The organism is Pseudonocardia sp. TMWB2A, from assembly GCF_017312135.1.
Map to the genome: position 1 here is coordinate 3,944,471 of NZ_QKQY01000002.1, position 19,898 is coordinate 3,964,368.

20 protein-coding genes are annotated in these 19,898 nt (G+C 75.0%); 9 read left to right on the top strand and 11 right to left on the bottom strand.

Translation table 11 applies throughout. From position 1 onward, the window contains the following. Positions 1-98: 98 nt before the first annotated feature. A complete protein-coding gene (locus DMP17_RS33025; protein ID WP_337831586.1) occupies positions 99-1,679 on the top strand; it encodes an alpha/beta hydrolase in 1,581 nt (526 codons plus the stop codon). A gap of 2 nt (positions 1,680-1,681) precedes the next feature. Here DMP17_RS33025 and DMP17_RS33030 read toward each other — a convergent pair whose 3' ends face one another. Both DMP17_RS33030 and DMP17_RS33035 read right to left on the bottom strand, forming a co-directional pair. Then, on the bottom strand, positions 1,682-2,215 hold the full coding sequence (locus DMP17_RS33030; protein WP_226357240.1) for a hypothetical protein: 534 nt from the start codon (positions 2,213-2,215) through the stop codon (positions 1,682-1,684). Between the two features lie 214 nt (positions 2,216-2,429). Continuing rightward, positions 2,430-3,131: a type 1 glutamine amidotransferase domain-containing protein gene (locus DMP17_RS33035; RefSeq protein ID WP_226357241.1), complete on the bottom strand. Its 702-nt coding sequence runs from the start codon at positions 3,129-3,131 to the stop codon at positions 2,430-2,432. Between the two features lie 208 nt (positions 3,132-3,339). On the opposite strand from DMP17_RS33035, the gene DMP17_RS33040 reads away from it, so the two are divergent. Next, complete coding sequence (locus DMP17_RS33040; protein WP_337831587.1) at positions 3,340-4,209, top strand: helix-turn-helix transcriptional regulator; 870 nt, start codon at positions 3,340-3,342, stop codon at positions 4,207-4,209. 10 nt (positions 4,210-4,219) lie between these two features. Here the strand turns inward: DMP17_RS33040 and DMP17_RS33045 are convergent, their stop codons facing one another. The 6 genes from DMP17_RS33045 to DMP17_RS33070 all read right to left on the bottom strand — a co-directional run bounded on the left by DMP17_RS33045 (position 4,220) and on the right by DMP17_RS33070 (position 10,309). Beyond that, a complete protein-coding gene (locus tag DMP17_RS33045) occupies positions 4,220-5,263 on the bottom strand; it encodes a response regulator receiver protein (RefSeq protein ID WP_337831588.1) in 1,044 nt (347 codons plus the stop codon). Positions 5,264-5,474: 211 nt separating this feature from the next. Then, on the bottom strand, positions 5,475-6,413 hold the full coding sequence (locus tag DMP17_RS33050; protein WP_337831589.1) for a hypothetical protein: 939 nt from the start codon (positions 6,411-6,413) through the stop codon (positions 5,475-5,477). Positions 6,414-6,480: 67 nt separating this feature from the next. Then, positions 6,481-7,794: an ABC transporter ATP-binding protein gene (locus DMP17_RS33055; RefSeq protein ID WP_337831590.1), complete on the bottom strand. Its 1,314-nt coding sequence runs from the start codon at positions 7,792-7,794 to the stop codon at positions 6,481-6,483. Positions 7,795-7,817: 23 nt separating this feature from the next. Further along, entirely contained in the window at positions 7,818-8,321 is a 504-nt protein-coding gene (locus DMP17_RS33060) for an ABC transporter permease subunit (protein ID WP_337832770.1), read from the bottom strand. After that, on the bottom strand, positions 8,216-9,550 hold the full coding sequence (locus tag DMP17_RS33065; RefSeq protein ID WP_337831591.1) for an ABC transporter permease subunit: 1,335 nt from the start codon (positions 9,548-9,550) through the stop codon (positions 8,216-8,218). The genes DMP17_RS33060 and DMP17_RS33065 overlap by 106 nt, the downstream gene beginning before the upstream one ends. 27 nt (positions 9,551-9,577) lie before the next feature. After that, on the bottom strand, positions 9,578-10,309 hold the full coding sequence (locus DMP17_RS33070; protein ID WP_226365072.1) for an MgtC/SapB family protein: 732 nt from the start codon (positions 10,307-10,309) through the stop codon (positions 9,578-9,580). Between the two features lie 430 nt (positions 10,310-10,739). Here DMP17_RS33070 and DMP17_RS33075 point away from each other — a divergent pair, with 430 nt between their 5' ends. The 6 genes from DMP17_RS33075 (at position 10,740) to DMP17_RS33100 (ending at position 15,651) form a co-directional block, all read left to right on the top strand. Next, positions 10,740-11,102: an ArsR/SmtB family transcription factor gene (locus tag DMP17_RS33075; protein ID WP_337831592.1), complete on the top strand. Its 363-nt coding sequence runs from the start codon at positions 10,740-10,742 to the stop codon at positions 11,100-11,102. 41 nt (positions 11,103-11,143) lie between these two features. Next, positions 11,144-11,272 carry a hypothetical protein gene (locus tag DMP17_RS33080; protein WP_337831593.1) on the top strand — a complete coding sequence of 43 codons (129 nt, stop codon included), beginning with the start codon at positions 11,144-11,146 and terminating at the stop codon, positions 11,270-11,272. Positions 11,273-11,274: 2 nt separating this feature from the next. Beyond that, positions 11,275-11,946: a class I SAM-dependent DNA methyltransferase gene (locus tag DMP17_RS33085; RefSeq protein ID WP_337831594.1), complete on the top strand. Its 672-nt coding sequence runs from the start codon at positions 11,275-11,277 to the stop codon at positions 11,944-11,946. Positions 11,947-11,950: 4 nt separating this feature from the next. Continuing rightward, positions 11,951-12,970: a site-specific integrase gene (locus DMP17_RS33090; RefSeq protein WP_337831595.1), complete on the top strand. Its 1,020-nt coding sequence runs from the start codon at positions 11,951-11,953 to the stop codon at positions 12,968-12,970. A 2-nt stretch (positions 12,971-12,972) separates the two neighbouring features. Continuing rightward, positions 12,973-13,935: a prolyl aminopeptidase gene (gene pip / locus DMP17_RS33095; RefSeq protein ID WP_337831596.1), complete on the top strand. Its 963-nt coding sequence runs from the start codon at positions 12,973-12,975 to the stop codon at positions 13,933-13,935. 708 nt (positions 13,936-14,643) lie between these two features. Continuing rightward, positions 14,644-15,651, top strand: coding sequence for an MsnO8 family LLM class oxidoreductase (locus DMP17_RS33100; RefSeq protein WP_337832771.1), 1,008 nt, complete (start codon positions 14,644-14,646; stop codon positions 15,649-15,651). Between the two features lie 18 nt (positions 15,652-15,669). Here DMP17_RS33100 and DMP17_RS33105 read toward each other — a convergent pair whose 3' ends face one another. After that, positions 15,670-17,235: an alanine/glycine:cation symporter family protein gene (locus DMP17_RS33105; protein WP_337831597.1), complete on the bottom strand. Its 1,566-nt coding sequence runs from the start codon at positions 17,233-17,235 to the stop codon at positions 15,670-15,672. A gap of 141 nt (positions 17,236-17,376) precedes the next feature. Here DMP17_RS33105 and DMP17_RS33110 point away from each other — a divergent pair, with 141 nt between their 5' ends. After that, positions 17,377-18,015 carry a class I SAM-dependent methyltransferase gene (locus tag DMP17_RS33110; protein ID WP_337831598.1) on the top strand — a complete coding sequence of 213 codons (639 nt, stop codon included), beginning with the start codon at positions 17,377-17,379 and terminating at the stop codon, positions 18,013-18,015. Here DMP17_RS33110 and DMP17_RS33115 read toward each other — a convergent pair whose 3' ends face one another. Both DMP17_RS33115 and fabI read right to left on the bottom strand, forming a co-directional pair. Beyond that, complete coding sequence (locus tag DMP17_RS33115) at positions 18,016-19,074, bottom strand: ferrochelatase (RefSeq protein ID WP_337831599.1); 1,059 nt, start codon at positions 19,072-19,074, stop codon at positions 18,016-18,018. A 43-nt stretch (positions 19,075-19,117) separates the two neighbouring features. Further along, positions 19,118-19,894 carry an enoyl-ACP reductase FabI gene (gene fabI / locus DMP17_RS33120; RefSeq protein WP_337831600.1) on the bottom strand — a complete coding sequence of 259 codons (777 nt, stop codon included), beginning with the start codon at positions 19,892-19,894 and terminating at the stop codon, positions 19,118-19,120. Between the last annotated feature and the right edge of the window lie 4 nt (positions 19,895-19,898).

The window sequence follows — 19,898 nt, forward strand, 5'->3', positions numbered from 1 at the left end:
GGACCCGGACGCACTCATCCTTCGGACGGACCCCGGACGGGCAGGACACTCCCCCGGACCGATCCGGACGGCCGGGTGGCCGCCGCAGCATCGGCCCCATGCCCGCCCCGCACCGCCGCCTCCGACCGCTCGCCGTACTCGCCGCCGCCGTCGCACTGGCGGTCACCGGCTGCGCCGCGGCCGTACCCGCCGCGCCCGCCGTCCCGCCGCCCGACCCGGTCACCTGGACCGGGTGCGGTCCCGGCCTGGAGTGCGGCACCCTCGAGGTCCCCCAGGAGTACACCGACCCCGGCGGCCCCCGGATCACCCTCGCGGTGATGCGGCACCGTGCCACCGACCCGCAGCGCCGGATCGGCACCCTGTTCTTCAACCCGGGCGGCCCCGGGGTCGCCGCGACCGACACGCTGCGCGCGATGCCCGCCACCGCGGGGTCGCCGGGCACGTTCGGGCCGGAGGTGCTGGCGCGCTTCGACGTCGTCGCGATGGACCCGCGCGGCGTCGGCGCCTCGTCGGGGGTGCGCTGCCGCACCGACGCCGAGCGCGCCACGGCCGCCGCGAGCACCGCCGCCGACCCCGCCGTCCCCGGCGGCGCCCCGCTGCCGGCACTGCTCGCCGAGGCGAGGGCGCTGGCCGAGGGCTGCGCGGCGCACGGGGACCCGGCGTTCCTGGCGAGCCTGTCCACCGACAACGTCGCCCGCGACCTCGACCGGCTCCGCGCCGCGCTCGGCGAGGAGACGATCACCTACTACGGCATCTCCTACGGCACCGTCGTCGGCCCGATGTACGCCACCCTGTTCCCGGACCGGGTCCGGCAGATGGTCCTCGACGCACCCGTCGACACCACGCTGTGGACCGGGGACCCCCTGGAGTTCCTCGACGAGGTCGCCGTCGCGAGCGAGCGGACCCTCGACGCCTGGTTCGACGCCTGCCGTACGGAGGGCACCGCGGTCTGCCCGGTCGGCGACGGCGACCCGGCCGCCGCGTTCGACGCGCTCGTCGCCGGTCTGGAACGTCGCCCCGCCCCGGCCCGGGCGGTGGAGGGTCTCGCCCCGGCCGGCGTCGTCGACGGCGCGATGCTGCTGGAGACCGCCCGCGGCGCGGCGGGCGACCGGACCCTGTGGCCGGTGCTGACGACGGCGCTGGCGACCGCGCAGCGGGGCGACGGCACCCTCGCCCACCTGCTGTACCGCAACCTGACGGTCTCGCCGTTCGGTGTCCCGACCGCGACGCAGGAGCAGCACACCGCGGTGCGCTGCGCGGACTGGACCACCCCGGCCGACGTCGCCGCGCACACCGCGGCCGCCGAGCGGGCGGTCGGGCACGCACCGCGGATCGGCACCCGCGCCGCCTACAGCGCGCTGGCCTGCGCGGTGTGGCCCGCGCCGAACACCGACCGGGTCACCGCGCCGCTGACCGGCGCGGGCGCCCCGCCGACGCTGGTGGTCGGCGGCCGCCTCGACCCGGTCACCCCCCACACCTGGGCGAAGCGCACGGCCGACACCCTGGAGCAGGCGGTCCTGCTGACCCGCGAGGGTGTCGGGCACGGCTCGTACGGCACCGACCCCTGCGTCGACGCCGCGGTGGAGGCCACGCTGCTCGACACCACGCTGCCGGCGGCGGGCACCGTGTGCACACCGCCGCCGGCCACCACCCGTCCCGGGGCGGTCCCGGGCGGCTGAGGTCAGCCGTGCGCGAGCAGCTTGACCACGATGACGAGAGCGCCGAGCCCGACGAGCGCGACGACCAGCAGCACCCGTCGCCACCACGACAGCGGGGTCCGCCGGGCCGCGAGCACGGCGAACAGGGCCAGCACCAGCACCGTCACCCCGGTCGCGAGCTCCAGCGCGGTGGTCAGCTCCAGCAGCCCGGCCGCGGCGGCGGCGAGCAGCACCACCGGCGCGGCGGAGGCCTGGAGGATCTGCCCCGAGCTGCGCAGCGCGGCGACGAGCTCGTGGCCGCGAGGCCCCTGTCCGTGCACGGCGAGGTGGGCGACGACGTCGGAGAGCAGGCTCGCCGCCCACAGGGCGCCCGCGGCCACCACGACGTCGACGATCGCGGACCCGGCCGAGGAGCCCTCGCCGCCGTGGCCGAGCAGGACCAGCAGGGTCGACAGGCAGGACAGGGTGCCGTAGAGCCGCTCCCGCAGCACCGTCACCACGACCGGGGCGGGAGCCTCGCCGTCGGGGCGACGACGCGAGGGGACACGGGAGGTCATGGCGCCGAGCGTGCCAGGCCGCAACGACGGCGGGTCACCACGGCCAGGTGCAGCCCCGGCGACGCCACCGGCCGCGGGCGCGGTGCCGCCCGCGGCGGAGCCTGCCCAGCATCCATCTCATGTGGACCCCGTGACCGTGGTCGGCATCGACGGTGACACCTCCTGCCTCCGGCCAACTTACAGTCACGCGTGACCGTCGGTAGGTCCGAACGGCCTAGCTGCGGGCCCGCAGGGCGGCGACGACCTGCTCGGCCATCGGTGCGCTCGACGCCGGGTTCTGCCCCGTCACCAGGTTGCCGTCGACGACGGTGAACGCCTGGTACGCCGGTCCGCTCTCGTGCGCGGCACCGCGCTCGCGCAGCCGGCTCGCCAGCAGCCACGGAGCACCCTCCGCGGTGCCGAACAGCTGCTCCTCCTCGTCGGTGAAGGCGGCCATCCGACGCCCGGCGAACAGCCAGCCACCGTCCGGGCCGGTGGCGCTCAGCAGCCCGGCGGGGCCGTGGCACACCGCACCGACGATCCGGCCGTCCGCGTCGGCCCGCGTCAGCAGCGCGCCCAGGTCGGGGTCCTCGAACAGGTCGACGACCGGCCCGTGACCACCGGGGAGCACGATCGCGTCGTAGCGGTCCGGGTCGACGTCGGCCAGCCGCAGCGGCGCCCCGAACTCACGCAGTGCGGTCTCCGCGACGCGGACGAAGCGCTCGCAGTCCGGACCGGCGACCGCCGGGTCGGCGCTGTGCCGGTCCAGCGGCTGCAGGACGCCGCCCGGGGACGCGAACTCGACGGTGTGCCCGGCGGCGACGAACGTCTCGAACGGCGCCGCCAGCTCCTCGGCCCAGTAGCCCGTCGGGTAGGCGGTGCCGTCCGTGCGCTCCCAGGTGTCGGCGGCGGACATGACGATCAGGATCCGGCTCACGGTGGTTCTCCTCCGGTGGTCGATCACGGTGCGCCGCGGGTGACCGGGGCGTGCACCCAGCCTGGTGACGGCGCAGGCGCCCCGGGCGCCGATACCGGGCCCTGCCCGACCGCGGACGCCGCCGACCAGGACCGGGCCGACCAGGACCCGCAAACTCAGGACGCGGAGGGCCGGGTCCGCCCGGCCGGAATGGGCGATACTGGCCGGTATGGCCGGGAACAACCGCGAGCTCGCCGACTTCCTGCGCCGCGCCCGCAGCCAGTGCGACCCGGCTCGCGCGGGGCTGCCGGCCGACGGCCGGGTCCGACGGGTGCCGGGACTGCGCCGGGAGGAGGTGGCCCGGCTCGCCGGGGTCTCCTCGGACTACTACGCCCGGCTGGAGCAGGGACGCCGGATCGTGCCGTCGCCCGCGGTGGTCGAGGCGATCGGCCGCGCCCTCGAGCTCGACGCGGCGGGCCGGGAGCACCTTGCCGACCTCATCGGGCTGGGCGCGGCGTCACCGCAGCCGCGGACCCGGGAGCTGCAACGGGTGCGGCCCGGCCTGCGCCAGCTCCTCGACGCCCTCGACGGCGAACCGGCGCTGCTGCTGGGACGCCGGATGGACGTGCTCGCGGCCAACCGGATGGCCACGGCGCTGTTCGTCGACTTCGAACGGTTCCCCGGCCCCCACCGCAACTACGCCCGCTGGATCCTGCTCGACGCCGACGCCCGCGCGCTGTTCGAGGACTGGGAGGTCCAGGCCCGCGCCGCGGTGGAGGCCCTGCGGCTGGAGGCGGGCCGCGACCCCGGGGACCGGGCGACGGTCGCGCTCGTCGCCGAGCTGCGCGAGGAGAGCCCCGAGTTCGGCCGCTGGTGGCAGGAACACCGCGTCCACCAGCGCACCCACGGTTCGAAGCGGTTGCGCCATCCGATCGTCGGGGCCCTCACCGTGGAGTACGAGACCTTCACCCCGCCCGGTGATCCGGACACCACCCTGTTCCTCTACACGACGGCGGCCGGGTCACCCTCCCGGGAGGCGTTGGACGTCCTGACCAGCTGGACGATGTCCGAGCGGGAGCCCGGCCGGCCCGGTCGCTGACCGCCGGGCCTCACCCGCGCACCGCGGCCGCGAGGGCCGCGAGGTCGTCGGGGTGCATCCGGGCCGGGCCCGGCTCCGGTGCCGCGGCGCGCAGCCGGTCCCGTTCCGCGGCGAGCCCGTCCCGCTCCCGGCGGGTGTCGTCGAGCCGGCGGGTCAGCTCCTCGGCCGCGGTGCGGGCGGTCTCGTGCTGCGCGCGCAGCCCCTCGGCGACGGCGCGGGCCTCGGTCAGCAGGTCGCGCTGCGCGGCGAGCCGGCTGCGCTGCTCGACGACGGTCTCGACCAGACCTGCCCGGTCGTCGACCACCGCGGCGTGGTCGGCCCGCAGCGCCGTCAGGTCGGCGTCCAGGCGGTCCCGGTCGTGGGTGGCGGCATCGGCGCGGGCGAGGGCGGCGTCGCGCTCGTGCTCGGCGGTCCGGGCGGCGAGCACCGCGGCCTCCCGGTCCCGGGTGGCGGCCGCGGCGGTGTCTCGGGCCTCGCGGGCGTCGGCGACGGCGGCGTCCCGGGCGGCGACGGCGTCGGCGGCCTGCTGCCGCGCCGCACCGAGGGCCTCGGTCGCCGCGAGCGCGGTGGCGGCGGCCTCCTCGGCCCGGGTCACCGCCTCGGCCCGCTCCTGCCGGGCCTCGGTCGCGGCCCGGTCCGCCTCACGGGCCCGGCGCTCGGCCGTCTCCCGGGCGGTGTCGGCCTGCCGGCGGGCGGCGTCGGACTCGGCGGCGCCCGCGCGGGCGGCCTCGGTGGCGGCCAGGGCGTCGCGCTCGATCTCGTCGAGCCGGTCCAGCACGGAGGTCAGCGCCCCGGACAGCTCGGCCACCGGCCCGGCGAGGGCGCCGACGTGCTCACGGAACCGGTCCGCGTCGAGCGCGAACGCCCCGGTCCCGGTGTCGAGGCCGAGCGCACCGAGGGCCTCCCGCTCGGCGCGGGCCATCTGCGCGCACGTCCGCCCCTGCTCCCACCGGGTGTCCCGGCAGAACGACCGCGGACGGCCGCCCTGCGGCCCGGGCGGGGGCAGCTCCGCCCGGCACCGGCTGTATCCGCACCGCACCACCGTGTCCGTCACGCTGATCATGCTAGCGGTTCATGTTCGCTGAACCAGCAACCGGTTCTAGGTTCGTTCTGCTAGAACATAGGTAACACGTGATAATGCAGAGAATCCCGGGTTGTCCGGGCCACGGGTGCACCGACCGACGCCGGGGGCGCGCCGGGGCGCGCGGGGGCACACAGGGACGCTGTGGTGGAGAGGGACCGCCGGGGCGGTGGAGGGTGTGCGGTCAGGCCGGCACGGAGGCGCCGAGCCACTCCGCGATCATCGCCGCGACCACGTCGCTGTTGGTGTCCATCATCGGCATGTGGCTGTTCCCCGCCCGGCCGGCGGCGGGCAGGCCCAGGTGCCCGACCGGCCCGGCCGCTCCCCCGACGTAGGCCGACCACTGGGCCCGGAGCTGCCGGTACAACGGGGTCCGGTCGAGGAAGTCCCCGGACACGAGCAGCTGCCGGACCCCGGCCGGTCCCCCGTCGTCGGGCAGGCCGTGCGGCTCGACGAGCACGAGCGACTCGACGAGCGCGGGCGTGGCCGCCGCGGCCGCGACGGCGATGCCGCCACCCTGGCTGTGCGCCACGACCCGGCACCGCCCGACCCGCTCGACCAGCGCCGTGACCGCCCCGACCGCGAGCGGGGTCGTGGTCATCCACCGCGGGACCTGCTGACGGGCCAGCGCCTCCAGCGCCTCGACCGGGAACAGGCAGCCGGGATGGCACGCGCGCGCCGGGTAACCCTCCGGCGGCCCGATGCGGAACGCGTCCCAGGCCTCCTGCTCGGTGCGCAGCAGCGCGCCGTCGGTGGGGCCCGCGGGATCCGGGAACCAGCCGGCCCGGCCGCGCTCGACGTTGTCGACGACGTAGCAGGGGTGGCCCCGCCGGAGGAAGTACTGGAGCCAGCCCTCGCGCCCGTCCGGGGTGCCCTCCCAGGTCGTCCCCGCCATGCCGCCGCCGTGGACGAACACCAGCGGCGGGTGCCCGACCGGTTCGGGGACGAAGTACTGCACGTAGGCGTGGTCGACGGCGTACGTGCCGTTCGGGTCGACCGGGTAGGCCGGCAGGTCCCGGGAGAGCTGGACGTGCCGCAGCGGGAGGCCGGTGACCTCGGCCCGGCGCCCGGCGACCGTGAAGCTGCCGAAGGTCGACAGCGCGAACGGTTCCCGTCCCTGCATCAGCGGTCCCCTCCCGGCGGCGGAGCAGCCCGAGCGTAGCCGTCGCCGCGCGGCACGCCGGCCCCGATCACCGGCCCGGGTCGAGGCTGATCCTCCCGGTGTCGGTGTCGGTGTCGAAGTCGAACAGCTCGCCGTAGCGGCCCCAGTCGATCGCGGTGTCGAGCTGCTGCTGGGCGTCCTCCGCCGAGAACCCGCGCCGCAGCAGGTCGAGGAAGAACGTGGCCCGCAGCGACCCGTCGCTGCTCGCCGACAGGGCCCGGTGGATGGTGCGCACCAGCGGCGCCCGCTCCCGGGCCTGCCCGGCGAAGATCCGCTTGCTCTCCTGGATGTCGGCCGTGGTGAACGCCGTACCGGTCGGGGTGAGGTGCAGGTCCGCCCCGGAGACCGCGACCAGGTCGAGCATCGCCGCGGCGTCGACGAGCGGCAGCAGGTCGTCGACCTCGAAGCTCAGCTCGCCGGCGAGGTCGGGCAGGTCCGCCCGGCCGCCCCGGGCGTGCACGATCTCGGCGAGCCCGGCCAGACCACCCACCGAGGCGGCGGGCAGCGGCCGGGCCGTCGGGGTGAGATCGCCCGCCCCGGACGGGAGGTCGTCGGGCTCCCGTCCGGTCAGCAGGTCGTAGAGCCGGTCGACCAGCGCGGTGAACGCCGGTGCGGTGCGGTCCCGCGGCCGGGGCAGGTCCACCTCGACCTCGGCGCGGACCCGGCCCGGGCCCGCCTCCAGCACGACCACCCGGTCGGCGAGCAGCACCGCCTCCTCGATGTTGTGCGTGACGATGCAGATGCCCGTGGTCGGGAACCGCCCGCCGGTCCACAGGCCCATCAGCTCGCTGCGCAGGTTCTCCGCGGTGAGCACGTCGAGCGCGGAGAACGGCTCGTCCATCAGCAGCAGGTCGGGCTCCAGGACCAGTGCCCTGGCGAACCCGACGCGCTGCCGCATCCCGCCGGAGAGCTCCTTCGGGTAGGCGGACTCGAACCCGTCCAGCCCGATCAGGTCGATCGCGGCGAGCGCGCGCTCCCGGCGCTCGGCGGCCGGGACACCGCGGGCGGCCAGACCCAGCTCGACGTTGTCCTGGACGGTCAGCCACGGCATCAGGGCGAAGGACTGGAACACCATCGCGACGCCGGGGTTCGCGCCGTTCAGCTCCCGCCCGCGGTAGCGGACCGAGCCGGAGGTGGGGGCGATGAGCCCGGCGACGGTGCGCAGCAGCGTCGACTTGCCCGAGCCGGACCGGCCGAGCAGCGCGACGACCTCGCCGGCGTGCAGGTCGAGCCGGATGTCCTGCAGGACCCGCAGCTCACCGCCCTCCGCGCCGGGGAAGCTGGTGCTGACCGCGTCGACGGAGATCAGGACGTCGGACCGGGTGGGGGTGAGGGTCGACATGGTTCCTCCTGGCAGCGGGACGGTCACAGGGCGAAGCGGCGCTCGGCCAGCGTCTGCAGGGGACGCCAGAACAGGCGGTTGAGCCCGACGACGTAGACGCTCATGACGAGCACGCCGATCAGGATCCGGGGCCCGTCACCGGCCGCGGTGGCCTGCGCGATGTAGGCACCGAGCCCGGTGGCGGTGAGGGTGACGGGGCCGTAGGACACGATCTCGGCGACGATCGAGGCGTTCCAGGCTCCGCCCGCGGCGGTGATCCCGCCGGTGTCGTAGCTCGGGAAGACCGCGGGCAGGGCGAGCCGGCGCCACCACAGCGCCCGCGGGAGGCGCAGGTTCGTCGCGGCCTCGCGCAGGTCGTGCGGGACCGCCGAGGCCCCGGCGATGACGTTGAACAGGATGTACCACTGCGCGCCCAGGCTCATCAGCAGGATCCCGCCCCAGTCCAGGCTGATCCCCGTGGCCACGAGCACGCCGGTGACCAGCGGGAACAGGAAGTTCGCCGGGAACGAGGCCAGGATCTGCACCACCGGCTGGGCGAGCCGGGACACCCGGGGGTCATCCCGATCCACACCCCGACCGGCACCCACACCACGGTCGCGACGACCACCAGCACGACCACCCGGCCGAAGGTGACCAGCCCCAGCAGCAGGGCGTGCCCGACCTCGCCGAAGCCGGTCGTCGCCGCGATGTAGCCGGCCGTCCGGACCAGCCCGTAGGCCAGCAGCGCCACCACCGCGGCGGTCAGGACGACGTCCCCGGCCCGGCGGCGCGCCACCGACCCGCGCAGCGGGTGCTCGGCACGGCCGAACACGGCCATGACCCGGTCCGTGGGCCCGACCAGCCGGCCCGCGACGACGCCGAGTGCCCGCGGGACCCGCGAGCGGCGCAGCAGGTCGAGCACCACGCTGCGCGGGGCGTCGGCGCCACCGGAGTCCTCGACCCGGAACCGCTCGGCCCAGGCGGTCAGCGGACGCCAGAACAGCACGTTGACCCCGACGACCATCACGACCATCACCCCGATGGCCAGCAGCACCCGGCCGAGATCGGCGTCCTCGGTCGCGGTGGCGACGTAGGCGCCGATGCCGGGCAGGGCGTAGGAGCGCCCGCCGACGGTGAGGGCCTCCGAGGCGACCAGGAAGAACCAGCCGCCGCCGAAGCTCATCATGCCGTTCCAGACGAGCGGGATCATCCCGCTGGGCACGTCCACCCGCCAGAAGCGCTGCCACTTCGACAGCCGCAGCAGCCGGGCCGCCTCGTCCAGCTCCCGGGGCTGGGAGACCAGCGACCGGTGGAAGGCGAAGGTCATGTTCCAGGCCTGGGAGGTGAAGATCGCGAAGATCGACGCGCACTCCAGCCCGAGCTCGGACCCCGGGAACAACGCCAGGAACCCGGTGACGGTCACCGACAGGAACCCGAGGATCGGCACCGACTGCAGGATGTCCAGCACCGGCAGCAGCACCTTCTCCGCCCGCCGCAGCCGGGCGGCCGCGGTCGCGTAGACGAAGGTGAACAGGACCGACAGCGCCAGTGCGACGAACATCCGCAGCAGCGAGCGCGCGGCGTAGTAGGGGAGCTCGGCCGGGTCGGTCGAGATCCGCGACGGGACGGTGGCCTCGTCGAACGGCACGTCCAGCCCGTGCGAGAGCCGCACCAGCGCCCACAGGAGCGCGGCCGCACCCACCAGTACGGCGATGTCGACGGCACCCTGCCGCGGCCGGGACAGGGCCTCGCGGGAGGGGAACACACGCAGCACCACGACGATGTCCTCTCTGCCTCGCGGGGCTCAGCTCGCCGCGCCGGTGTCGCGGGCCGGGGTCCGCACGTCCCAGCGCACGCTGGTCACCGAGGGTTCGAGCGAGAGCCGGCTGACCGCGGACTCCATCTGGGTGTCGTCGCGGTGGTCGGCGGACAGGTCGGCGCGGACCTCGACATAGCCCTCGGTCGGGGTGTTGCTCGACCGCACCGACGCGAGCCGGAAGTCGGTGCGCCCCAGCGCCTGGACGAGCAGGGCCCGCACGTGGGCCTCGGCGTCGTCGCGGGTCACCGCGTGGAAGCTGTAGACGGTCGGGGTCTCGTCACCGGCCTCGGGACGGCGGTCGATCGCCCTCCCGAGCGGGCGCAGCGCCAGGTTGACCACCACCACGACGGCGGTTCCCGCGGCGGCGACCTGGTAGAGCCCGGCCCCGGACAGTGCACCGACCGCGGCCGAGCACCACAGGGTCGCCGCGGTGTTGAGGCCGCGCACGGTCAGGCCGTCGCGCAGGATCACCCCGGCGCCGAGGAACCCGATCCCGGACACGATCTGGGCCGCCACCCGGGTGGGGTCGGCGCTGCCGGCGTCGGACAGTCCGCCGAACCCGTGCGCCGACAGCAGCACGAACAGCGTGGCGCCCACGGCGACCAGTGCGTTGGTGCGCAGCCCGGCCATCCGTGCCCGGTACTGCCGTTCGAACCCGATCACCGTGCCCAGGCCGACACCGGCTCCCAGACGCAGCAGCATCTCGACGGTCGTCATCGTCGTACTCGCTCTCGTTCGTGCGGAGGTGGACGGCCCGGGACCACCTCCTCCGCCGCGCAGCGGGCACCGGCCGCCGGACGGCGGTGGAGCGGGCGCGCGCACGGGGGGGCGCCGGCCGTCAGGGCCGGCGCGCGGGCACCACGGTGTGGGGCGGTCCCGTCGGCGGAGGCGTGGTCGAGGCCTCGGACACCACGTGGACCGCCGGGCTCAGCCCGGTGTCTCCCGGTAGGGCCGGGGACCCACGTGGTCGTACGTACTGTTCCCCTCGTCGGACACCCGGCTCACCTCCCCTGTGGACGTTCCGGACCCGCTGCGTCCCGCGCACCGGCTGCACGACCACTAGACCGTACCGAGCTGCAACGATCAAACGGTTGTGAGAATGTTTGACCGTCGTCACGTGCGACGACACCGCACGGAAGGAGCCCGGTTGCCCGCCGACCCTCCCCCGCCGGGCCCGGCGGACCCACTGCCCGAGGAGCTGCTGCACGAGACCGCCGCCGCCTTCGGCATGCTCTCGGCCACCGTCCGCCTGCACATCATGTGGCTGCTGGCCTCCGGCGAACGCGACGTCGGGACCCTCGCCGAGGAACTGGGGCACTCGGTCGCGACGGTCAGCCACCACCTGGGCAAGCTCAAGCTGGCCGGCTGGGTCCGTGCCCGGCGCGAGGGCAGGCGGCAGATCTACCTCGTCGACGACGACGAGGTCGTCGACATCGTCCGGCGCGCCGTGCACCACCAGCACGAGCTCCGCCACACCGCGCGCGCCCGGCGACGGCGGCGCGGGGCCTGACCGGCGCTAGCCTGGCCGGGAACCGGGCGGGAGGAGCAGCGATGGACAGGACACCGTGGTTCGGGCCGAAGCGGGTCGGGTGGGGACTGCGCCCGCAGACCTGGCAGGGCTGGGCGGTGACGGCGGCGTTCGCCGCGGCACTGCTCGTCGTCGCCGCGGTCGTGCACTGACCGTGCCCCCGGTCCCGCGCCCCGCCGACCTCGACGCCGTCCGCGACTCCTACGACCGCGTCGCCGACAACTACGTCGACATGGTCGTCACCACCGGCCTCGGTGACGTCCGCACCCACCCCTGGCTCCGGGCCGCCATAGACACCTTCGCCGACGCCGTCGCGGGCCGCGGGCCGGTCCTCGACGTCGGCTGCGGGCCGGGGCAGGTCACCGCCCACCTCGTGGAGCGCGGCGTCGACGCGTCCGGGGTGGACCTCTCCCCCGCCATGGTCGCCCACGCCCGGCGGCTGTACCCGCACTGCCGGTTCTCGGTCGGCTCGGCCACCGAGCTCGCGGTCCCCGACGGCTCGCTCGCCGGGATCCTGGGCTGGTGGTCGCTGTTCCACCTGCCCCGCGACGTCCTGCCGCACGTCCTGGCCTCCTTCACCCGTGCCCTCGCCCCCGGTGGGCGGCTGATCCTGGCGACCCACGTCGGCGACGGCGAGCTCGAACGCACCGAGTGCTACGGCGGCGTGCCCGTCCGCTGGACCACCCACCTGTGGCGGCCCGAGCAGCTGCGCGACCTCCTCGGACGGGCCGGGCTGCACCCCGAGGCCGAGCTCCTCCTGCACCCCGACGAGCGGACCGGCCCGGGAGTGGTGATCGTGGCGCGGGCGCCGGGACCGGCAGGATGACCCCGTGACCGACCCCGCCCCCACCGGCGTCCCCGGCGCCGAGCTGCTCGCGCCGCAGGTGGACCTCCCGCTGACCGAACAGGAGGCCGCCTACGTCGCGGCCGCCCGGTCGGCCAACACCCGTCGCGGCTACGCCTCGGACTGGCGGGAGTTCAGCGGCTGGTGCGACCGGCACGGGCACGCGGCGCTGCCCGCCGCCCCCGAGGCGCTGTCCGGCTACATCACCGAGCTCGCCGGGGCCGGGGCGAAGGTCGGGACCATCAGCCGCCGGCTGTCCTCGATCCGGTTCGTGCACGTCATGCGCGACCTGCCCGACCCCACCGACGCCCGTCGCGTCACCGCCGTCTGGGAGGGGATCCGCCGCACCCACGGCGCCCCGCCGGTCCAGGCCCGGCCGCTGATGCCCCCCGACCTCGACGACGTCGTCGACGCCTGCCCCACCACCCGCAGCTACGCGACCCGCGCGGGCGAGGACGACCTCGCCGGCCTGCGCGACCGGGCCCTGCTGCTGGTCGGGTTCTTCTCCGCGCTGCGCCGCTCCGAGCTGGCCGCGCTCACCGTCGCCGACGTCGCCGACCACCCGCGCGGCCGCGTCCTGTCGATCCCCCGGTCCAAGACCAACCCCTACGGCACCGAGCCCGAGCTCGTCGTCCTCCCGCACGCGCACCGGGCCGCGCGCTGCCCGGTCACCGCGCTGCAGACCTGGCTCGACGCCGCCGGGATCACCGAGGGCCCGGTGCTGCGCAAGGTCACCCGCGGCAACCGGGTCACCGACCGGCCGCTGCACCCAGAGTCGGTCAACGAGATCGTCCAGCGCGCGGTCGCCCGTGCCGACATCGGCCCCGGCCCCTGGTCGGCGCACTCCCTGCGCGCGGGCCACGTCACCTACGCCCACCAGCGCGGCGCCTCCGACCGGGCCATCGCCCACCAGACCCGGCACCGCTCCCTGGCCACCGTGGGCGCCTACATCCGCATCGACAACGCCTGGGAGGACAACTCCGCCGCCCTGCTGGCAGGTTTGTAGCCGTGCCCCTCCACCCGCCGATCGAGCCCTACGACGCCGGCACCCTCACCACCGACGACGGCCAGGCCCTGTACTGGGAGACCTGCGGCAACCCCGACGGGCGACCCGCCCTGCACCTGCACGGCGGACCCGGATCGGGCGCCTCGGCCGGGGCCCGCCGGTACTTCGACCCCGAGCGGTACCGGATCGTGCTGCTCGACCAGCGCGGCTGCGGCCGCAGCAGGCCGCTCGCCTCCGACCCCGCCGTCGACCTGGGGCGCACCCAGACCACACAGCTGCTCCTCGACGACATCGAGCGGCTCCGCGAGCTGCTGGCCGTCCCCTCCTGGGTCGTGCAGGGCGGCTCCTGGGGCAGCACTCTCGCCCTCGCCTACGCCCAGGCCCACCCGGAGCGCGTCGACGCGCTCGTCCTCGCCGCGGTCGTGACGACGACCGAGCGGGAGATCCGCTGGGTCACCGAGGACATGCGCCGGATCTTCCCCGCCGCGTGGGACCGCTTCGCCGACGCCGTGCCCGCCCACCTGCGCGGCACCCGTCTCGTCGACGCCTACGCGACCCTGCTCGCCGACCCCGACCCGGCCGTCCGCGAGGACGCCGCCCGCGAGTGGTGCCGCTGGGAGGACACCCACGTCTCCCTCGCACCGGGCCACCGGCCGAGCCGACGCTACGAGGACCCGGCGTTCCGGCTCGTCTTCGCCCGGCTGGTCACGCACTACTGGCGGCACGCCGCGTTCCTCCCCGACGGCGCCCTGCTCCGCGGCATGACCCGGCTCGCCGGGGTCCCCGGGACCCTGGTCCACGGCAGGTACGACGTCAGCGGACCCCCGGACATCGCCTGGCACCTGCACCGGCGCTGGCCGGGCAGCGAGCTGCGGATCATCGACGACGCCGGGCACGGCGGCGCCGGGGCGTTCACCGACGCCGTCGTCGACGCGCTGGACCGGGCCGCCGAGCGACCCCGCTGACCCGGGGCGGGCACCGCCCCGCACACCGGTCCCCCGGCCGGCGTCACCGGACCTCCCCGGCCGGCGCCGGCCCCTCAGGGTCCAGGCAGTTCGGTCGTCGTCGTTTCGTCGACGATTTGCCGGCGTCAATGCTTCATTGACAACGAAGGACCACGACGCGTCGACGAGCCGGGGTGGCCGGCGCCGTCGATCGCACCGGCGGGCCGCTCGTCGGCCGGTGCAGCTCCTGCCGGTGCGGTCGCCCCGGACCTCCCGGCCTGGACCCGATCGGCGCGGGAACCCGTCGACCCCCGGCGGCACGCGACCGTGTCCCGACACCACCGACGTGCGCCGTCGACATCGGACCGGGCCCGGGAGCCGAGGCGCGGCCGGCGCCCCGTCGTCGCACCGGCCCGACCGGACCGCGGAACCGTCCGATGATCCGCACCGGCGGGACCCCACCGGCACCCCGCGCCCGGTGACGGCCGTCCCGGCCCGACCGCGCGAGCCGGCCTCCCCTCCCCCGGCTCCGCGGCCGGTGGGTGTCGCCGCTCGGTTGACCGCGCGTAGGCGTCAATGATTCCTTGACAACGTGAGTCCCGGCGCTCCGGCTCCCGGCGCGTTGACCCCCTGCCCGCGGCGGCTCTAGATTCGGACGAGCCCCGGTGCCGACTCCGTGCACCCCGCCTGTCGCAGGAGTGCACCCTGTCCACGATCCCGCTGTCGTGCCTGGACCTGAACCCGGTCCGGCCCGGCGGAACCGCCACCGACGTCGTCTCCGACGCGATCGTGCTCGCACGCCAGGCCGAGGCGCTCGGCATGCTGCGCTACTGGGTCGGCGAGCACCACCTCAACCCGGCGCTCGGGTCGACCAGCCCGATGGTGCTGCTCTCGCACCTCGCGGCCCGGACCGAGCGCATCCGGCTGGGCGTCGCCGCCACCCTGGTCGCCTACCACCCACCGCTGCGCCTGGCCGAGGACGCGACGCTGCTGTCCGCCCTGTCCGGTGGCCGCACCGACCTCGGGCTGGGCCGGTCGGTCGCCGCCCGCACGCCGCGCACCGTCGGGTTCGACCACGACCGCCCGCACGTCGAGGCCCGGCTGCTCGAACGCGGCCTGGGCACCTTCAGCGGGCGCTGCGACCAGCTCCTGCGCCTGCTCGCAGGCAAGGAGCCGGGACTGCAGGGCACGCCGGTCGACCTGCTCGACGCCGTGACCCCGCAGGTATGGGTGCATGCAGCGGGCGCGGGCGAGAGCGCCGAGTACGCCGCGCGCAACGGGCTGCCGATGGGCGTCGCCTACTTCTCCCGGCCGACCACCGTGCTCGAGGCGGTCGACCTGTACCGCGAGCGGTTCGTACCGGGCCCCTACAGGGACCGCCCGCACGTCGCGATCGCGGTGTCGGCGCTGGCCGCGGACACCGAGGACGAGGCCGCCGCACTGGGCTCCGGCTACGACGTCTGGCTGCGCGGGCTCGCCCTCGACGCCGGCGCGCACCACTACCCCACCGCCGACGAGCGGGCCGGCCTCCCCCCGCTGGACCCGGACGAGCAGGTCGCGCTGGACGACCGCCTGCGGACCCGCGTCGTCGGCCGGGCGGACGCGGTGGCGAGCCGGCTCGCCGCGATCGTCGAGGCCGCGGAGGCCGACGAGCTCGTCGTCGAGACCGTCGCCCCGACCCTCGACGACCGTCTGCGGTCCTACGAGCTGCTCGCCCGGGCGTGGGCCCGGATCTGACCGGGCCCACGCGACGGGTCAGAGCATCGCCCGCTCGGACGGTTCCACCTCGGTGACCTCGCCGGAGGCGAGCTTCGCGCGGAACGCCCGGACCTCCTTCTTGACCACCGGGGCCAGCACGTAGAGGCCCAGGATGTTGAAGAAGGCGAGCAGGAAGAGCACCGCGTCGGCGAAGTCGAGCACGCTGCCCAGGGTCAGCACCGAGCCGACGACCACGAAGAAGCAGAAGACCGTCTGGTAGACGCGCTCGGACACCACGTTCTTGCCGAACAGGTAGGTCCAGGCCTTCTGCCCGTAGTAGCCCCACGTGATGATCGTGGAGACGGCGAACAGGAACACCGCGACCGCGAGCACGTAGGGGAACCACGGCAGCACCGTGGCGAACGCGTCGGAGGTGATGAGCACGCCGTCGGCCACGTCGGAGCCGCCGCTGGCGAAGGCGGTCGCCTGGGCCTGCTGCCAGAAGGGCGTACCGGCGATCACGATGGTCAGCGCGGTCATCGTGCAGATGACCACGGTGTCGACGAACGGCTCGATCAGGGCCACGTACCCCTCGGTGGCCGGGTTCCTCGTCCGCACCGCCGAGTGCGCGATCGGCGAGGAGCCCAGGCCCGCCTCGTTCGAGAAGGCCGCCCGCTGGAAACCGACGATCATGGCGCCGAGCGCACCGCCCACCACGCCCTCGGCGGAGAACGCTCCCGAGAGGATGAGCCCGAACGCCGTCGGGACCTGCGCGATGTTCACGGCGATCACGACGAGGCAGGCGGTCACGTAGACGATCGCCATCGCCGGGACGAGACGACCCGTGACCGCACCGACGGACTTGATGCCCCCGAACACGACCGCCCCGACGAGCGCGGCCAGCAGCAGACCGAAGACGAACGCGGCGCCGCCGCTGCCGAGCAGACCGGTCTCGCCCCCGGTGACGTTGCGGAGCTGGGCGAAGGTCTGGTTGGCCTGGAACATGTTCCCGCCGGCGACGCCGAAGAAGAGGATCATCACCGCCGCACCGGCGGCCAGGACCTTGCCCAGGCCGCGGCCGAACGCGTTGGGGATGCGCTCGGCGACACCGATCCGCAGGTAGTGCATCGGACCGCCGGACACGGTGCCGTCGGGGTGCACTTCGCGGTACTTCACGCCGAGGGTGCACTCGACGAACTTGGTGGCCATGCTGAGCAGCCCGGCGACGATCATCCAGAACGTCGCGCCGGGACCACCGATCGTGACCGCCACACCGACGCCGGCGATGTTGCCCAGACCGACGGTGCCCGACAACGCGGAGGCCAGGGCCTGGAAGTGGGTGATCTCCCCCGGCTCGTCGCGCCGGGTGTAGCGGCCACGGACGATCCGCAGGGCGAGCCCGATGCTGCGGAACTGGACGAACCCGAAGTAGAGGGTGAACAGCACCCCGGCCAGGATCAGCCAGCCCACGATCAGCGGGAAGTCCGCTCCGAGGACGGTCACCTCGTAGAAGACGATGTTCGACAGCCCGGTCGAGATCGGGTCGAACACCGAGTTGATGGACAGCTCGATGCTCTCGAGCACGCCGGGTTGCGGCGGTGCCGTGGTCGGTACGGAGGTCATGGGGCGGAACTTCACCCCATGTGGACACGAACCACAAGAATACGGACAAACGGTTACCGGATCGTCGATATCGGCCGGGACCTTGACCTCGACCGAGGTGGAGGTCGGATGCTCCCGGGACGTCCCCGAGAGGAGCATCCGATGGAGCTGACCCCGCCCGTCTCCCGGTTCGACCAGGCCTACCGCGACGGCGACCCGCCCTGGGTGATCGACGAGCCGCAGCCGGCGGTCGTCGCACTCGTCGGCTCGGGAGCGGTCACCGGCACCGTCCTCGACCCCGGTTGCGGCACCGGCGAGCACACGATCCTGCTCGCCGGGCTGGGGTACGACGTGCTCGGCGCCGACGCCGCCCCGACCGCGGTCCGGCGGGCCCGGGAGTGGGCCGCGGCCGCGGGGGTGGACGCCCGGTTCGTCGTCGCCGACGTGCTCGCCGCGGACGGCCTCGGCCCGTTCGACACGGTGGTGGACAGTGCCCTGTTCCACCTGTTCGACCCCGGTGACCAGGCCCGCTACGCCCGCGCGCTGGCCGGGGTGGTGCGTCCCGGCGGTGTGGTGCACGTGCTCGCCCTGGCCCGGACCGGCGCCGCCGCCGAGTTGGGCCCGGTGATCGACGCGGCCGACATCCGGGCCGCGTTCACCGGGCCGGACTGGACGGTGGAGACCGTCGGACCGGCGTCCTACCGGGGGGTCGTGACCGCCGGCCTGGCCGGGTCCTACGGCGAGCCGGCCGGGACCAGGGTCGAGGTCCCCGCCCATCTGGCCCGGGTGCGGCGCCGCTGATCAGCTCGGCCGGGCGGGCCGCCGCTGCGGCACGCAGCAGTCGACCGCGCAGGGCGCCCCGTTGCGGGTGCACCCGGCGGACGGGCCGGTGCCCAGCCGCCGGGCGGGTACGCCGTCGGAGTGCTCCCGCACGAGCTCGACCACCATGTCGGCGAAGCGTGGGTCGGGTCCGGCGGTGGCGGCGCGGGCGAAGCCCATGTCGTGCTCGGCGGCGCGCTCGGCCGCCTCGTTGTCGAGGTCCCACACGACCTCGACGTGGTCGGACACGAACCCGACCGGCGCGACGACGACCGCGGGCACGCCCTTGGCGTGCAGGTCGTCGATGTGGTCGACGATGTCGGGCTCCAGCCACGGCACCTGCGGCGGACCGGAGCGGGACTGCCAGACGACGTCGAACTCGTCGACGCCCACCTCGGCGGCGACCAGCGCCGCGGCCTCGGCGACCTGGCGGGAGTAGCGGTGCCCGCCGTCGGCCGGGGTCCCGGCGGCCGCGTCGGCCGAGGTCGGGATGGAGTGCGCGGTGAACACCAGCCGCGCCGCCTCGCGACGGTCCTCGGGCAGCTGCACCCACGCGGTCCGCACGGCGTCGGCGTTGGCGCGCACGAAGTCCGGGTGGTCGTAGAAGTGGCGCAGCTTGACCAGCTCGGGGGCCGCGTCACCGACCGCGTCCCGGGCCCGGGAGATGTCCTCGTGGTACTGGCGGCAGGCGGAGTAGCCGCCGTAGGCGCTGGTCGCGAAGACCAGCGCCCGCTCGACGCCGGCCTCGGTCATCTCGCGCACGGTGTCCTCGGCGAAGGGCCGCCAGTTGCGGTTGCCGAAGTACACCGGCAGCTCGGTGCGCGCGGCGATCGCCGCGATCAGCTCGCGGTTGCGGGCGTTGATCGGCGAGACCCCGCCGAAGTGCTGGTAGTGCTCCTCGACGGCGTCGAGGCGCTCCGGCGGGACCCCGCGCCCCCGGGTCACGTTCTCCAGGAACGGGCGGACCTCGTCGGGGGCCTCGGGGCCGCCGAAGCTGAGCACCAGGATGGCATCGGGGTCGGAGCAGGGCTGTTCGGGCACGGTCCCGATTATCGACGCCACCCGGTGCGCGCGCTCCTCGGCCTCACACGCCGACGGCGTGCACCCCGCCGTCGGCCATGATCATCGAACCGGTGGTGGTCGGCATCCAGTCCGACAGCGCGGCGCACACGGTCTTGGCGACCGGCACCGGGTCGTTCATGTCCCAGCCGAGCGGGGCGCGCTTGTCCCACACGTCCTCGAACGCGGAGAAGCCCGGGATCGACTTGGCGGCCATCGTCTTCACCGGGCCGGCGGCGACCAGGTTGACCCGGATGCCGTCGCGGCCCAGGTCGCGGGCCAGGTAGCGGGTGACCGACTCCAGCGCGGACTTCGCGACGCCCATCCAGTCGTAGGCGGGCCACGCCTGCCGGTTGTCGAAGTCCATGCCGACGATCGAGCTGCCCGGGCCGAGCAGCGGCTTGCACGCCATCGCCAGGGACTTCAGCGAGTACGCCGACACCTGGATCGTGGTGGCGACGTCCTCCCACTGCGCGTTGAGGAACGCGCCCTCGCCGAGCGCACCGGCCGGGGCGAACCCGATCGAGTGCAGCACGCCGTCGAGGCGGGGCTCGTCACCCAGGTGCGGGGTGATCCGCTCGACGAGCGAGTCCAGCTGCTCCTCGTCCGAGACGTCCAGCTCGACGACCGGTGCGGGCTTCGGCAGCCGCATCGCGATCCGCTCGACCAGCCGCATCCGGCCGAAACCGGTGAGCACGACCTCCGCGCCCTGCTCCTGGGCGATCTTGGCGGAGTGGAAGGCCAGCGAGGCGTCGGTGATCACACCGGTGATCAGCAGCCGCTTGCCGTCGAGCAGTCCCATGACG

What these genes read in the sequence shown, in the direction of transcription:
- DMP17_RS33070 (WP_226365072.1), bottom strand. Translation starts at nt 10,309, where the DNA reads ATGACGACCGTCGAGATGCTGCTGCGTCTGGGAGCCGGTGTCGGCCTG.
- DMP17_RS33080 (WP_337831593.1), top strand. Translation starts at nt 11,144, where the DNA reads ATGGACAGGACACCGTGGTTCGGGCCGAAGCGGGTCGGGTGGGGACTG.
- DMP17_RS33110 (WP_337831598.1), top strand. Translation starts at nt 17,377, where the DNA reads ATGGAGCTGACCCCGCCCGTCTCCCGGTTCGACCAGGCCTACCGCGAC.
- fabI (WP_337831600.1), bottom strand. Translation starts at nt 19,894, where the DNA reads ATGGGACTGCTCGACGGCAAGCGGCTGCTGATCACCGGTGTGATCACC.
- DMP17_RS33105 (WP_337831597.1), bottom strand. Translation starts at nt 17,235, where the DNA reads ATGACCTCCGTACCGACCACGGCACCGCCGCAACCCGGCGTGCTCGAG.
- DMP17_RS33050 (WP_337831589.1), bottom strand. Translation starts at nt 6,413, where the DNA reads ATGCAGGGACGGGAACCGTTCGCGCTGTCGACCTTCGGCAGCTTCACG.
- DMP17_RS33055 (WP_337831590.1), bottom strand. Translation starts at nt 7,794, where the DNA reads ATGTCGACCCTCACCCCCACCCGGTCCGACGTCCTGATCTCCGTCGAC.
- DMP17_RS33040 (WP_337831587.1), top strand. Translation starts at nt 3,340, where the DNA reads ATGGCCGGGAACAACCGCGAGCTCGCCGACTTCCTGCGCCGCGCCCGC.
- DMP17_RS33030 (WP_226357240.1), bottom strand. Translation starts at nt 2,215, where the DNA reads ATGACCTCCCGTGTCCCCTCGCGTCGTCGCCCCGACGGCGAGGCTCCC.
- DMP17_RS33025 (WP_337831586.1), top strand. Translation starts at nt 99, where the DNA reads ATGCCCGCCCCGCACCGCCGCCTCCGACCGCTCGCCGTACTCGCCGCC.